This window comes from Pseudoalteromonas sp. SG41-2 (assembly GCF_014164535.1).
GTDB classification, from domain to species: Bacteria; Pseudomonadota; Gammaproteobacteria; order Enterobacterales; family Alteromonadaceae; genus Pseudoalteromonas; species Pseudoalteromonas rhizosphaerae.
On the sequence record NZ_JACJFK010000011.1, the window covers coordinates 150,936 to 164,977 of the forward strand.

Annotated in this window: 12 protein-coding genes; 5 read left to right on the plus strand and 7 right to left on the minus strand. The window is 41.0% G+C overall.

What is annotated here, in order from left to right:
* Positions 1-26: 26 nt before the first annotated feature.
* From H5186_RS10990 to H5186_RS11010, 5 genes are all read right to left on the minus strand, one after another.
* The gene (locus H5186_RS10990) at positions 27-1,751 is read right to left on the minus strand and encodes a proline--tRNA ligase (RefSeq protein WP_182717848.1); all 1,725 of its coding nucleotides are present in this window, start codon (positions 1,749-1,751) and stop codon (positions 27-29) included.
* Positions 1,752-1,841: 90 nt separating this feature from the next.
* Entirely contained in the window at positions 1,842-2,546 is a 705-nt protein-coding gene (tsaA, locus tag H5186_RS10995) for a tRNA (N6-threonylcarbamoyladenosine(37)-N6)-methyltransferase TrmO (RefSeq protein WP_182717847.1), read from the minus strand.
* Between the two features lie 108 nt (positions 2,547-2,654).
* The gene (locus H5186_RS11000) at positions 2,655-3,227 is read right to left on the minus strand and encodes an outer membrane beta-barrel protein (protein WP_182717846.1); all 573 of its coding nucleotides are present in this window, start codon (positions 3,225-3,227) and stop codon (positions 2,655-2,657) included.
* A 222-nt stretch (positions 3,228-3,449) separates the two neighbouring features.
* Positions 3,450-3,920 (minus strand): acyl-CoA thioesterase, encoded by a 471-nt coding sequence (locus H5186_RS11005; RefSeq protein WP_145233918.1) that lies wholly within the window; start codon positions 3,918-3,920, stop codon positions 3,450-3,452.
* Between the two features lie 139 nt (positions 3,921-4,059).
* Positions 4,060-5,706 carry an electron transfer flavoprotein-ubiquinone oxidoreductase gene (locus tag H5186_RS11010; protein ID WP_182794453.1) on the minus strand — a complete coding sequence of 549 codons (1,647 nt, stop codon included), beginning with the start codon at positions 5,704-5,706 and terminating at the stop codon, positions 4,060-4,062.
* Between the two features lie 195 nt (positions 5,707-5,901).
* Here H5186_RS11010 and H5186_RS11015 point away from each other — a divergent pair, with 195 nt between their 5' ends.
* The 4 genes from H5186_RS11015 (at position 5,902) to H5186_RS11030 (ending at position 10,204) form a co-directional block, all read left to right on the plus strand.
* Positions 5,902-6,651, plus strand: coding sequence for an electron transfer flavoprotein subunit beta/FixA family protein (locus H5186_RS11015; RefSeq protein WP_149981096.1), 750 nt, complete (start codon positions 5,902-5,904; stop codon positions 6,649-6,651).
* Positions 6,652-7,578 carry an electron transfer flavoprotein subunit alpha/FixB family protein gene (locus tag H5186_RS11020; protein ID WP_182717844.1) on the plus strand — a complete coding sequence of 309 codons (927 nt, stop codon included), beginning with the start codon at positions 6,652-6,654 and terminating at the stop codon, positions 7,576-7,578.
* Positions 7,579-7,899: 321 nt separating this feature from the next.
* Positions 7,900-9,723 (plus strand): protein kinase domain-containing protein, encoded by a 1,824-nt coding sequence (locus H5186_RS11025; RefSeq protein WP_182739271.1) that lies wholly within the window; start codon positions 7,900-7,902, stop codon positions 9,721-9,723.
* A gap of 49 nt (positions 9,724-9,772) precedes the next feature.
* Positions 9,773-10,204 carry a DUF3859 domain-containing protein gene (locus H5186_RS11030; protein WP_182739272.1) on the plus strand — a complete coding sequence of 144 codons (432 nt, stop codon included), beginning with the start codon at positions 9,773-9,775 and terminating at the stop codon, positions 10,202-10,204.
* Positions 10,205-10,306: 102 nt separating this feature from the next.
* Here the strand turns inward: H5186_RS11030 and H5186_RS11035 are convergent, their stop codons facing one another.
* Together H5186_RS11035 and H5186_RS11040 are read right to left on the minus strand one after the other, a co-directional pair.
* Positions 10,307-11,356, minus strand: a complete 1,050-nt coding sequence (locus tag H5186_RS11035) for a methionine synthase (protein WP_182794454.1) — start codon at positions 11,354-11,356, stop codon at positions 10,307-10,309.
* Between the two features lie 68 nt (positions 11,357-11,424).
* Entirely contained in the window at positions 11,425-12,399 is a 975-nt protein-coding gene (locus H5186_RS11040) for a DUF1852 domain-containing protein (protein ID WP_182717840.1), read from the minus strand.
* 511 nt (positions 12,400-12,910) lie between these two features.
* Between H5186_RS11040 and H5186_RS11045 the strand changes: the two genes are divergently transcribed.
* Entirely contained in the window at positions 12,911-13,720 is an 810-nt protein-coding gene (locus H5186_RS11045) for a sulfite exporter TauE/SafE family protein (protein WP_182794455.1), read from the plus strand.
* Positions 13,721-14,042: the final 322 nt, after the last annotated feature.

Below are 14,042 nucleotides of genomic sequence, written 5' to 3' on the forward strand. Positions count from 1 at the left end.
TTTTTTGTTACAGAGGGTGCTGATGATTAAGCGTTCATGGCCGCTTTGATTGCTTCAACAGCGCTATCAATATCTATCATTAGTTTTTCACCGGTACGGCGATTTTTCAGCTCAACCTTGTTTTCATCAAGATTACGCTCACCAATTACCAACGTGAAAGGTACACCGAGTAATTCCATGTCGTTAAACATCACACCTGGGCGCTCTTTACGGTCATCAAATAACACGTCTAAGCCTGCGGCTTTTAAACCGTCGTAAAGGTTATTAGCGATATCTGGTATACGATGCGATTTATGCATATTCATTGGCACAATAGCTAAATCGAACGGGGCGATTGGCTGTGGCCAAATAATACCGTATTGATCATTATTTTGTTCAATAGCCGCTGCGACAATACGCGATACACCAATACCATAACAACCCATAGTCATTATTTGGTTTTTACCGCTTTCGTTTAATACTCCCGCTTTCATCGCTTCTGAGTACTTAGTACCAAGCTGGAAGATATGGCCAACTTCAATACCGCGTTTAATATGTAAAGTACCATTACCACATGGACTAGGATCACCTTCGACAATATTACGTAGATCAGCAACTTCATACTCAGTTACATCGCGATCCCAGTTAATACCGCTGTAATGCTCGTCATCTTTGTTAGCACCGGCTACAAAATCAGCCATTACGTTGGCTGTACGGTCTACTAAAATTGGCATGATTAAGCCAACAGGGCCTAATGAACCCGGTTTAGCACCAATGGCTGCAATTATGTCAGCCTCGTTTGCCATTTCCAGTGGAGAATCTACTAATGGATGTTTTTCAGCTTTAAGTTCGTTAAGCTCATGATCGCCACGTATTACTAATGCAACTAAACCACGTTGACCATCTTCATTTGGCGCGCCGTAAACAATCAGTGTTTTAACACTGCGATGAGGTTTAACACCATAGTGTTTCTTTAGCTCGTCGATAGTTTTCGCATCAGGCGTTGGGAATGCTTTTAATTCTTTTGCGGCAGCAGGGCGCGCTTCACTTGGCGCTAATGCTTCTGCTTTTTCGATGTTTGCTGCGTAGTCACTTTTATCACTAAAGGCGATAGCATCTTCACCTGATTCAGCTAACACATGAAATTCATGAGATACACTACCACCTATAGAGCCGGTATCAGCAATAACAGGACGGTAATCAAGGCCTAAGCGATCGAATATATTACAGTATGCTTTGTGCATTACTTGATAAGTTGCATCTAAACATTCTTCACTTAAATGAAATGAATAGGCATCTTTCATAGTAAATTCACGCGCGCGCATAACCCCAAAACGAGGACGACGTTCGTCGCGCACTTTTGTTTGTACTTGATACAAAGTAAGCGGCAATTGTTTATACGAACTTACTTCTTTACGAACAAAGTCAGTGATCACTTCTTCATGGGTTGGTCCTAACGCGAAAGTACGATTGTGACGGTCAGTAAAACGCATAAGTTCTGGGCCAAACTGCTCCCAACGGCCAGACTCTTCCCATAGATCCGCAGGTTGAATAACAGGCATCAACATTTCGATTGCACCTGATTTGTCCATTTCTTCACGCACAATGTTTTCGACTTTTCGTAACACGCGTAATCCAGAGGGTAACCAAGTATATAGGCCCGACGCGACGCGACGGATCATGCCCGCTCTTAACATTAATTGATGCGATACAATTTCAGCATCTGATGGCGTTTCTTTAAGTGTTGCGAGTATATATTGACTGGTACGCATGTTTATTCCGATAGTTATAAAATTATTATTTCAATTGGGCACTCAGTTTAGCAGCGGTTGCTTTTACACTAAAGCGCTAAGTGTGTTTTTCTAACTTTTTTCTATGCTAGTGACATAGTTATGCTCGTCGTTTACTTGCCAACGGATATTAAAATCATACAAGGTCATTCCATAACTTTGTTCACCCTCTTTTTGCTTTTTATAGGCAGGGCGAGGATCTTGCTTAAGTACATTACTAATAAAGTCATGCAACTGTGGGAAGTTGGTTTGCTGTTCAATAAACGCCTGCACTTGCGGGCTAAACTCAACGGTCATTTGCGTTTCTGGGCGCGTGTCAGCAAAGCCTGCAGTGGCATCAACCATGGCATCTGAATAAGGTAAATATGGTTTGATGTCTAAAATCGGGGTGCCATCAAGTAAATCTATGCCTGCCAATAATAAACACAGCTGGCCATTTTTATACTCTATGCCTTCAAGTTTGACGGCACTCATGCCTATGGCATTGGGTCTAAAGGTCGCGCGTGTGGCGAATACGCCTTTGCGCTCATTACCGCCTAAACGCGGTGGTCTAACCATGGCTGAGTAGCCTTTATCTGCAGTTTCATGAAAGCGAAACAATAACCAAATATGGCTAAATTCATCTAAACCACGAACAAATTCTTCACGGTTAAAATCAGCAGCAAATACCAACTTAGCTTTTGCTTGTGGAACTAAACGCGGTTGGCGAGGAATGGCGAACTTTTGTTTATAAGGAGATTGAATATGGCCAATAGCCGTTAGTTGAAAATCGCTCATGAAACTCAATTACTGTTAAAGATACGATATTCTAACCGCTAACAACAAAAAAGGCAGCTCGAAGCTGCCTTTTACTGCTAAATAACCTCAAAATAGGTTAAGCATTTCTTAGAACATATATTGGAATGAAACCGATGCTACATCCATTTCTGGATCAATTTCATCTTTTAGTTCATAGCGTTCATACTCAAAGCGTACCTGCATGTTGGTGGTGAATGCGTACTCGATACCTGCACCATAAAATACATCGCCTCCACTTTGATCTGCTGATATCTTACCAATAGCAGGAAGGTCGCTGGTTACCTCAGCATCCCATTCTAGCCAACCACCTTTAGCATAGACAGAGAAGCTATCCGTAATAGGGGCAGCTAACCGTGCGGCCAAAGACACACCATCAACTTCAGCATAGCTATCAATATCGCTTACTTCATCAAAGTTTTGATAGGCAAGCTCTAAACTTAAATACTTATTAAATTGCGTACCAACGTAACCTTTAAGCATTTGTGAATCATCATCAAAATCGATGTCGTCATCAGAGTCTTCAAATTTGAATGAGTATTGACCATAGCCAATACCTGTATATACGCGAGGGTAATCCATGTTTGTTGTTTCTGCACTAGCTGCAGTATTAAAACCTAACAATGCTAATGAGATAGCAGAAAGTGAAATTGATTTAATCATTTAATAGCTCCTTTACAAAATAAAAATATAACCTTTAAATTACCGGTTAATTTTAATATTGCATGGTGCGTGCCATGATTAATTTGGCTTAAAAACAGCCAGTTATAGTCTTTTATAGCATATAAAGTATACCAATGAGCGCTATTTAAACGCTCGTTCAGTTTGGCTGGAGAAAATATTTCTGACTAGGATGTAGCTTTTACAGATAGATAGTTTAGGTGATCAGGGTTCTGATTTATGCAATAAAGTTTCAGTTTCTATGGCAATCTCTTTCATCTTAATTGCGTAGTTTTCTAATTTTTTGTCTTCATTACTCACTGCGATGTATTCTGGCACTGCTACGGGGTAACCTGTTTCGTCCATGGCAACAAAGCTAATTACACAGTGGTTAGTCTCAACTAAATTACGCGTTTTCGGATCGCCACAGCGAACTTGTATAAAGATTTGCATACTGGTTTTGCCAGTGTGGGCAATTTTAGCTTCAACTTCAACAATTTGACCAACTAGAATAGGGCGACGAAATTTAACCCCAGCGACAGATACAGTGACACAGTAATGACCACTCCAACCAGCAGCGCAGGCATAACCTGCTTGGTCAATCCACTTCATGACGACACCGCCATGAACCTTCCCGCCAAAATTCACATCGGTGGGCTCTGCTAAAAAACGGAATACAACATTAGACGACGGCATAAAAATATCTCACTCATATATAATTCTTATTAGCATAGCGCAAAAAAGGGGCCGAAGCCCCTGCAATTTAGGATAGGTTTATAATTTATATGTAAAATATTATTTTTACGCTGTATCAAGCGCTTTAATTGTATTTAGATTACATATTTGGGTAGTTGGGACCACCGGCTCCCTCAGGTGTTACCCAGGTGATGTTTTGGCTCGGATCTTTAATATCGCAGGTTTTACAATGCACGCAGTTTTGTGCATTAATCACAAACTCGTCTTTGCCGGCAATTTGCTGTATCTCATACACACCCGCCGGGCAATAGCGCTGAGCAGGCTCGTCAAATTTAACTAAGTTAACATCGATAGGAATAGCGCTATTTTTTAGTTTTAAATGACACGGCTGAGATTCTTCATGATTGGTATTTGATAAAAACACCGAAGATAATTTATCAAAGCTGAGTTGACCATCAGGCTTCGGGTAATCAATGACGCTGGCCTGATTTTTATCAACTAGCGTTGCGTGATCTGGGATATTATCTTTAAAAGTAAAAGGTAATGCCCCTGCAAAAATATTTTGATCAAGAGTGTTATACGCACCACCAATAAATTTTCCTAGCTTATGCATCACAGGGCCAAAGTTACGTGATTGGTATAGCTCTTTATAAGCCCAGCTTTGTTTAAATGCTTCGCTGTAGTCAACTAAGTCAGTATGCTGTTGTTCGTTTGTAAGCGCGCTAAAGATCACCTCAGCGGCAATCATACCTGACTTCATCGCTGTGTGGTTGCCTTTGATTTTGGCAAAATTCAAGGTGCCAGCATCACAGCCGACCAACAAACCACCCGGGAAGTGCATTTTTGGTAATGAGTGTAAGCCACCTTTTGCAATCGCACGAGCGCCATAAGCAATACGTTCACCACTGGCTAATACATCTTTAAAGATTGGGTGGTGTTTCATGCGCTGAAATTCATCAAACGGGCTTAAATGCGGGTTTGAGTAATTTAAATCAACAATTAAGCCGACTACAACTTGATTATTATCACTGTGGTACATAAACGCACCACCGTTAGTATCTGCACTTAAGGGCCAACCGGTGCCATGAACTACCGTGCCTTGCTTGTGTTTAGCAGGATCGATTTGCCAAATTTCTTTAAAGCCTAAACCATAATGTTGCGGTGAGGCATCTTGAGCAAGTGCAAATTGAGTGATCAGCTGTTTACCTAAGTGACCACGACAACCTTCAGCAAATACAGTGTATTTAGCACGAAGTTCCATGCCAGGCATAAAGCCATCTTTTTCATTGCCATTGCTATCAAGGCCCATATCGCCGGTAATAATGCCTTTTACTGTGTCATCTTCAATAATCAGTGAGTGCGCGCTAAACCCTGGGAAAATCTCAACACCTAGTTTTTCTGCTTGCTCTGCAAGCCAGCGGCATACATTACCCATAGAGACAATATAGTTATCAGTATTATGAAATGTTTTAGGTGCGGCAAAGTGAGGGATAGCGGTGGCTTTGCTGTCATTATTAAACCAATATATTTCATCACTGGTTACTTTAGTGGTCACTGGTGCGCCAAGTTCTTGCCAATTGGGCAGTAACTCGTCCAAAGCGGTGGTTTCAAATACTGCGCCCGATAATATATGGGCGCCCACTTCGGAGCCTTTTTCAACCACGCAGATCATGCACTCTTGTTGTTTTTCTTGTGCTTGTTGCGCTAATCGTATGGCGGTAGCTAAGCCTGCAGGGCCTGCGCCGACAATAACGACATCAAATTCCATGGTTTCGCGTTCGACCATATTAACCTCTTTTATGTGACGGACCTGTGCCTTTACGAGGGCAATTTCATACTTGCAAATGAAACGTTACAGGCGATGAATAGTTTAAGGTTATTTTAGGTTGACGTTTACGTCAACAGGAAGTAGTCTGATTTCATAAAATAAATAGGTTGACGTACACGTTAGCTTGTAGGTTTAAATAATTATGGAGTTCCTATGAAAGTTCTCGTTCCAATAAAAAGAGTTATCGACTACAACGTAAAAGCACGCGTTAAAGCAGATAATAGCGACGTTGATCTAACTAATGTGAAAATGGCACTTAACCCATTTTGCGAAATTGCCATTGAAGAAGCTATCCGCTTAAAAGAGGCGGGCACTGCCACTGAAGTGATTGCTGTAACCATTGGTGCTAAAGCATCTCAAGAACAATTACGTACAGCTCTGGCACTGGGCGCCGATAAAGCGATTCATATTGAGACTGACGAAAAATTAGAATCACTGCACGTTGCAAAGCTGCTTGCTAAAATCGTCGAGCAAGAAGCCCCTGAACTGGTGATTTTAGGTAAACAGTCGATTGATTCAGATAACAATCAAACAGGTCAAATGCTGGCGGCTCTTACTGGGCGCGGGCAAGGTACGTTTGCATCAAAGGTCGACATAGCAAATGGCACTGTTAATGTGACGCGTGAAGTTGATGGCGGTTTACAAACAGTGGCATTAAAGTTACCGGCCGTAGTCACAACAGACTTACGTTTGAATGAACCCCGTTATGCATCATTGCCAAATATTATGAAAGCCAAACGTAAACCACTTGAGGTAATTGCAGCTGATAGCTTAGGTGTAGACTTAACCCCGCGTATCGAACTTGTTGCGGTACATGAACCTGCAAAACGCAGTGGCGGTATCATTGTTGATGATGTAGCCCAGTTAGTTGATTTATTAAAAACACAAGCGAAGGTGATTTAAATGAAAACATTAGTTATAGCAGATCATGACAATGGCAGTTTAAAGCCTGAAACTTCTAAAACCATAAACGCAGCATTAAAGCTTGGTTTTGCTGTTGATGTACTAATTGCTGGTGAAAACGTAGCACCAATGAGTGAAATAGTGGCCAGTATTGCAGGTGTAAACACCGTGCTGGTGGCTGATCATAGTGAGTATGCGCATCAGTTAGCTGAAAACATCGCAGATTTAGTGTTATCGCTTGCGCCAGATTATTCGCATCTTGTTGCTAGTGCCACTACAACGGGCAAAAATTTCATGCCACGTGTTGCCGCATTACTTGATGTTGCACAAATTTCAGAAATCATTGATGTGGTTGACGCTGATACATTTAAACGTCCAATCTATGCAGGTAATGCCATCGCAACTGTAAAATCACTGGATAGCAAAAAAGTGATCACCGTTCGTGCAAGTAGCTTTGATCTGCAAGGTGAGCAAGCTCCCGCTGAGAGTCGTGTTGTTGATTCTGTGTTTAGCAGTGAATTAAGCGCATTTGTAAGTGTTGAGCAAACCGAATCTGAGCGCCCAGAGTTAACTGCTGCGCAAGTGGTTATATCAGGTGGACGCGGTATGCAAAATGGCGAGAACTTTTCATTACTTAATGGTATTGCCGATAAACTAGGCGCGGCAATTGGTGCGTCTCGTGCTGCGGTTGACGCAGGCTTTGTGCCAAACGATATGCAAGTGGGTCAAACCGGTAAGATCGTTGCGCCTAACTTATATATTGCCGTAGGCATTAGTGGCGCAATTCAGCACTTAGCGGGTATGAAAGACTCTAAAGTGATTGTGGCTATCAATAAAGATCCCGATGCGCCAATCTTCCAAGTGGCAGATTATGGTTTAGTAGCAGATTTATTTGATGTGCTACCAGAGCTTGAACAAGCACTCTAATTTATAACGATTCTGGTTGTTAAAAGCTGTTGTGATCAGTTTACTGATCACGCGGCTTTTTTTCTTTTATTTTACCAATCAGAAAGTCTGTAATATCTAACTAAGTAATTACCATGAATAAGGAGTATCACTTGTCGTTTAGTGAGTTGGGTGCATTATTTTTTTAACACACATTGCCTTTTTACACTTTTTTTGCGCAAAATGTCAGGACACGCTAAGCTGAGGCTAAATGACTAGAAATTTAGAACTAAAAAATTAATAATCAATAAGCTAGCTTCACCCTTATCCCTTACATTTTTTAGAATACGTTGAGACCTCGCAGTGAAAACCAAAGCAATCCGCAATTTTTATATCAATGAAGAGCAGTCGGTCTATTTGCTTTCGCACCATGACGCCAAAAAACATCGCCAATGGTTGAATATCTGTATTAAGCAACTCACTAATTTAGGCTACAGCCAGGTTGAAATGATTGGCTCGGGTGCTTTTGGATTTGTATTTGCGGGTTTAGATGAGCGTAAACTTCCTTGGGTGTTTAAATTTTCACGTATCACCTTGGCGCAAAGTGTACGTGATCGACTTGAGGACGAAGCGTATATGCTCTCGCAAGTTGATAACCCATTAGTGCCTAAGTTTTATGCTTTTGAACGGATAAAAAAGCAGGGCATTTTAATGATGGCCCGCGCGCTGGGCGAAGACTTAGAAAAAGTATCACTTAAAAAAGGCCGCTTTAGCGCAGCAGCAATCGCCAGTTTAGCGCTAAAACTACGTAATGTATTAATAGACCTACGCACTCAGCAAAATGGCATAACGCCACAACCGATTGTGCATGGCGATATCAAGCCCTCTAATCTAGTGTGGGATGAACATACCCAAGGCTTATCGCTGGTGGACTGGGGCAGCTCGGTGTATGCCCAAATAGACAGTAATGGCGAGCCAATCACCAGTAACTTTATGGATTTAATGTCTGGCGATTTAAGTACCACCAATGCGCGGATGGGGGATGTGTATTTTATTGGTGATGAGCAAATGTCAGGTGCTAAATCATCGCCGCGTTTTGATGAGCAAGGCGTGGCGTCCACCTTATACGCACTGGCTTCTGCACAGTCATGCCGATTTGGCGCGCAAGTGATCCCAGCCAGTTCACTAGGGCTCCCTATGGAGCTTGCAAAAGTGATTGACGGTATGCTCTCTAAAAATAAAATTACAAGAGACGGGGCGGGTGATTACTTTATGCGTAATATGCCTGCTATGGCAAAAGCATATTTACCAGAGCTCAATTTAGCTGAAGATGTGCGAGCCAATATTCCATTTTGGTTTGGTAACGATGACGAACTACCTGATACTGTGGTTTATAGTTCACGTAAACAATTTTTACGCCAAGCCGACCTCAATCAACAACTGCTTGATGTAAATGACGCTCAATTGGACCGGTATTATAAAGAATTCCTGTTTGATACCGGTGATACTGAAAAAGCATTTTTAGCTTCTATCAGCCGATTAGCAAAATACCCAGTAGTAGGGGGCTTAAGCTTTCATTGGAAAGAGGAATCACTGTTCGTTGAATCATCACTGATCATGCATGATGAAAGTTTAGGCCATGCTTTTACCCAAGCGGTTAATAATACCGTGATGTTGGCACAAGGCATTCATCAAAAAGGCTTATTTAAGTGTTGTTTATTTGATGCAAGAAAGACCATTCAACTGGAGCGTGATGGCACAGGGGCATTTAAGTTTGAACAACTTCCAGAGCTTGACTATGAGGTAATGAATTTAAAAAGCTCAGAAGTCACCCGACCACATTCTTATTTTGAAGACGGTAAAGATCCGGACGAGCAACTGCAGCTACCTAAAAAAGTGATCAAATGCGTATTTGAGTTAAACCAAATACATCATACCGGCTGCATTATTTTTGAAGCTTTACCAGATAGAATGAAAATACATCATTACTATCGTTTGTTAGATGGCACTAAAGAAGCACAGTTTAAGCGCTTGCTTAATAAGTTGATGCAATATGCGGTGAGCATTACTGATGTGGGGGTTGCCGGGTTTATGAAACTACCTTACAAAAATACCCGTGAGTTTGCCTTGTGTGATCGCCAGCCTGATTTTTTCTATCCTAAAGATCCTAAACGTTTTGGCGCTTAATTTTGCCGTGTAAATACGTTAAACTAATGCATCAAAAAAAGGATAAATAATGGCAAAAACTCAGCCCGCAATCACTATGCAAAGCTTTGGTATTTATACAAAGTGGGATTCATCATCAAAAGCCTTACCGCAAATTCAAGCATTTACCACAAAAGTACCCGCACAACTCGATGTGGAGTTTGGTTTTATCATTAATATTAAAAAAGCCAAAGGCGAAAAGCTTCATTATTGTATTTATCATCCTGACATACCGGATGCTGATGGTGAGGTAATGCCACCATTTTACGGCTTTGAATACGTTAAAGACAATGACTGGCACTTTTACTTAGGTGATACCTTGTGGCAACCTATCAGCAATAAAATAGGTGACTGGCGCATGACCATAGAGCTAAACGGTAAACTGATTGCCGATAAAACATTTTCAGTGTTTGAACAAGAGTCCATGTCAGAAATTGAGTTTTGGCAAAAGCGCGGGTATTAAATACTTTATGTGTATATAGGCTTATTGTATTTGTAGTAAGTGTAATTGTTGAAAATAAATTAGGACGAGGTGGTTACTCCACCTCATGAAATAAATTAGATTTTAATTACTTTGAGCCAGCTCTTTTCTAATAATCTCTGCGCCAGCGGTTAACGCATTGAGCTTACCTCTTGCAACTGCGCGAGGTAGGGGGGCCATACCACAGTTAGTACACGGGTAGAGCTTGTCAGCATCGACAAACTGCAGTGCTTTACGTAGCGTATTTGCCACTTCTTCAGGTGTTTCTATGGTATTGGTGGCAACGTCAATGGCGCCAACCATTACTTTTTTACCGCGAATAAGTTCAAGTAGTTCCATTGGTACATGAGAGTTGTGACATTCTAATGAGATAATATCAATATTAGATTGCTGCAGTTTTGGAAATGCTGCTTCGTATTGTCGCCATTCTGAGCCTAACGTTTTTTTCCAATCTGTATTGGCTTTGATGCCATAACCATAACAAATATGTACGGCCGTTTCGCATTTAAGGCCTTCAATGGCTTTTTCTAAACACGCAATTCCCCAATCATTTACCTCATCAAAAAACACGTTAAATGCAGGCTCATCAAATTGAATGATATCAACCCCCGCAGCTTCTAGTTCTTTGGCTTCTTGATTAAGAATTTTGGCAAATTCCCAAGCGAGCTGTTCGCGGCTTTTATAATGGTCATCATAAAGTGTATCTATCATAGTCATAGGACCTGGAAGCGCCCATTTGATCGGTTTTTTGGTTTGGCTGCGTAAAAACTTAGCATCATCAACAAAAACCGGTTTTATACGACTAACAGGTCCAATGACTGTCGGTACACTGGCATCATAGCGGTCACGAATTCTCACCGTTTTACGGTTTTCAAAATCTACACCGTTAAGGTGCTCAATAAATGTGGTAACAAAGTGTTGGCGTGTTTGCTCGCCATCACTGACAATATCAATACCTGCGCGTTGTTGCTCTTGCAGAGAGATCCGTAATGCATCGTGTTTGCCGTCAATTAATTCATCACCTTGAAGTTTCCAAGGTGACCAAAGAGTCTCTGGCTCTGCAAGCCATGAAGGTTTAGGTAAGCTGCCTGCAGTTGAAGTCGGTAATATTGTTTTGCTAATAGATGTTTTCATAATAAATAATGCCATTTATTTGGGTTAACTTTTTAAGTTGCGATTGAATCTAACGATTGAACTCGCTATTACGCGTAATTAGCAGACCATTGCTCAAGCACTGTTTGATATGGCTTGATGAAGTGCTGCTCAGCAAATTTCCCCTGTTCATTCGCCAATTTACTGCGCTCTTCACGGTCATAAACAATTTGCGTGAGTGAATGATCTAGGTTCTTCAAATTTGGTTGATATGATTTCCCCGCAGTCGCATTGGCATTATAGATCTCTGGTCGGTAGATTTTTTGAAATGTCTCCATAGTGCTAATAGTGCTAATAAGCTCAAGATGAGTGTAATCATTTAGCAAATCACCAACAAAATAAAAGGCTAAGGGCGCTACACTATTTGGCGGCATAAAATAACGCACCTGCAAGCCCATTTTTTTGAAATATTGCTCAGTCAAAGACGGTTCATTTGGCTGATATTCAACACCTAACGCAGGGTGCTGATTTTCAGTACGATGATAGGTCTTGTTATCCGAAACACTTAGGCATATTACTGGCGGCTTTTTAAAGTGCTTTTTGTAGCTGTCAGAACTAATAAAATATTTAAATAGTTTGCCATGCAGCTCGCCAAAGTTATCAGGAATACTAAATTTAGGCTGATCTTTATTATGTTCTTGCAGTAATACACTAAAATCATAGTCGCGCACATAGGAGGAAAAATTATTTCCTACAATGCCTTCAATGCGTTTGTTAGTGTGATGATCAACAATATTTGTTTTCAATATTTCAATCGATGGAAAGCTATTACCACTGCCAGCAATATCCATATCAACAGAGATGATTTCAAGCTCTACAGAATAACGATCCGCTTTTGGGTTATCCCACTGCGCCAAGGCATTAAAACGGTTATCGATCATTTTTAAGGCGTTGCGTAAGTTTGCTTGGCGATAACTGCCTCTGGCCAAGTTTGCAAAATTGGTAGTGATACGTGTATTAGCTGCTGGATGATAATTTTCATCGAGACAAATACTCTTAATAGTAAATGTGAAATCTTTAGTCATAGTGATCTATATCCAATTATCTGATTTAAAACCTGCGTTTATGCTGTGCTCTTGAGCGGATTAACGTTACTGATCTCGTAAGTGATGTTCACAGTTTTTGTGCCTGATGGCTTAATTAAAACCGCTGTAAAACTGTGTTGCCTCTAAGAGTTGAGCTATTTATACGTGGATCGATACATGAATAAAAACGGTTTAATTTCACCTAAAACATGAGCTGTATTCATCAACTAATAATATTGCACGCCATTAGCTATAAATTATCTGAAGTGGCACTTTAAAAGACAGAGTGCCAACTTGGCTATACAGACATTTAGACTTCTGGGTGGGTATCTTGTATTTATTTCATCTAAAACATGAGGATTATTCAGGGCTTAATTTAGCAAATATATCAATGGGCATCAGTTATATTGATATACTCGCGGCCAATGTGGTGAGTGATCGCTGCTCTGTTGGAAATAGAACCGCATTCATTTAGCATGAGTGCTCCCAAATTATAATAAGAGATAACGCAATGAGTGAATTGATAATGTTGATTTTATACTGCGCCTTACTTGGCTGTGGCGTAGGTTTTTTAGCAGGGCTGCTAGGTATTGGGGGCGGGTTGGTTATTGTTCCTGTGTTGAGTATTATTTTACTGCATTTTGAAATTCTACCAGCTGAGCAAGTCGTTATTGCCGCAATTGCAACGTCATTAGCATCAATATTATTTACATCAACGTCTTCCGCAATCGCACATCATAAAAATGGCAATGTTCCATGGACTCTTGCTCCTTGGGTAATGACGGGCGTTGCACTGGGGGCGCTTATCAGTGGCTTTATAGCGGCACTATTACCTGAGCAGGTTGTTCGCTTAGTGTTTGCTATCACAGTGGTACTTATTGCGATAAAGATGTTTGTAAGTAACAAGCGTGAGCCATCGGTTGAGCGTGACATGCCCAATAAAAGTGTGTTAACCATTATGACCACGATCACCGGCGGCTTGTCTGCGATGATCGGTATTGGCGGAGGCGCGCTTTTGGTACCATTGTTAACGTTTTTCTCAGTCGATATGAAAAAAGCCATAGGGTGTGCATCCGCATGCGGCATTGTTATCGCATTATTTGGTTCAATTGGTTACATCAGCTCAGGCAGCTGCCATTTTGCACTAGAAGATGGATTTGCTGGATTTGTGTATTTACCAGCGTTATTCGGTATTATTTGCACATCCTGGTTTACCGCCCCGTTAGGCGCCAAAGCCACCCATCACTTACCAGTCACGTTAGTCAAAAAAATCTTCGCCGCATTGTTGCTAGTAACCGCTGTCAAAATGATTATGTATTAAAAGGAAGGGCACTGCAGTGAAACGAATAGAGCCAATAATTTATCAAATCGGTTCTATTTGCGTAGGCTAGCTCTTTAAGCGCAGCGAACCTTAATTTCTTTGTGAATAATTCACTAAAATTTTATTGCACAAAGAGGAAAGAATGAGAAATAAATGAGGGCTTAAATCTGAGAAAGCTAAGTCGTTTTTTAAATGAAAGTACATTAGAACATTTATGAAAAGTATCCGTATAAACGCAAAAAAGCTGGCACTGCCAGCTTAATTATTAAAATATTTTGTTAGCACCTAGCACCTAGCACCTAGCACCTAGCACCTAGCACCT

Excerpts from the sequence above, each read along its gene's own strand:
- H5186_RS10990 (WP_182717848.1), bottom strand. The coding sequence starts at position 1,751 with ATGCGTACCAGTCAATATATACTCGCAACACTTAAAGAAACGCCATCA.
- tsaA (WP_182717847.1), bottom strand. The coding sequence starts at position 2,546 with ATGAGCGATTTTCAACTAACGGCTATTGGCCATATTCAATCTCCTTAT.
- H5186_RS11000 (WP_182717846.1), bottom strand. The coding sequence starts at position 3,227 with ATGATTAAATCAATTTCACTTTCTGCTATCTCATTAGCATTGTTAGGT.
- H5186_RS11005 (WP_145233918.1), bottom strand. The coding sequence starts at position 3,920 with ATGCCGTCGTCTAATGTTGTATTCCGTTTTTTAGCAGAGCCCACCGAT.
- H5186_RS11010 (WP_182794453.1), bottom strand. The coding sequence starts at position 5,706 with ATGGTCGAACGCGAAACCATGGAATTTGATGTCGTTATTGTCGGCGCA.
- H5186_RS11015 (WP_149981096.1), top strand. The coding sequence starts at position 5,902 with ATGAAAGTTCTCGTTCCAATAAAAAGAGTTATCGACTACAACGTAAAA.
- H5186_RS11020 (WP_182717844.1), top strand. The coding sequence starts at position 6,652 with ATGAAAACATTAGTTATAGCAGATCATGACAATGGCAGTTTAAAGCCT.
- H5186_RS11030 (WP_182739272.1), top strand. The coding sequence starts at position 9,773 with ATGGCAAAAACTCAGCCCGCAATCACTATGCAAAGCTTTGGTATTTAT.
- H5186_RS11035 (WP_182794454.1), bottom strand. The coding sequence starts at position 11,356 with ATGAAAACATCTATTAGCAAAACAATATTACCGACTTCAACTGCAGGC.
- H5186_RS11040 (WP_182717840.1), bottom strand. The coding sequence starts at position 12,399 with ATGACTAAAGATTTCACATTTACTATTAAGAGTATTTGTCTCGATGAA.
- H5186_RS11045 (WP_182794455.1), top strand. The coding sequence starts at position 12,911 with ATGAGTGAATTGATAATGTTGATTTTATACTGCGCCTTACTTGGCTGT.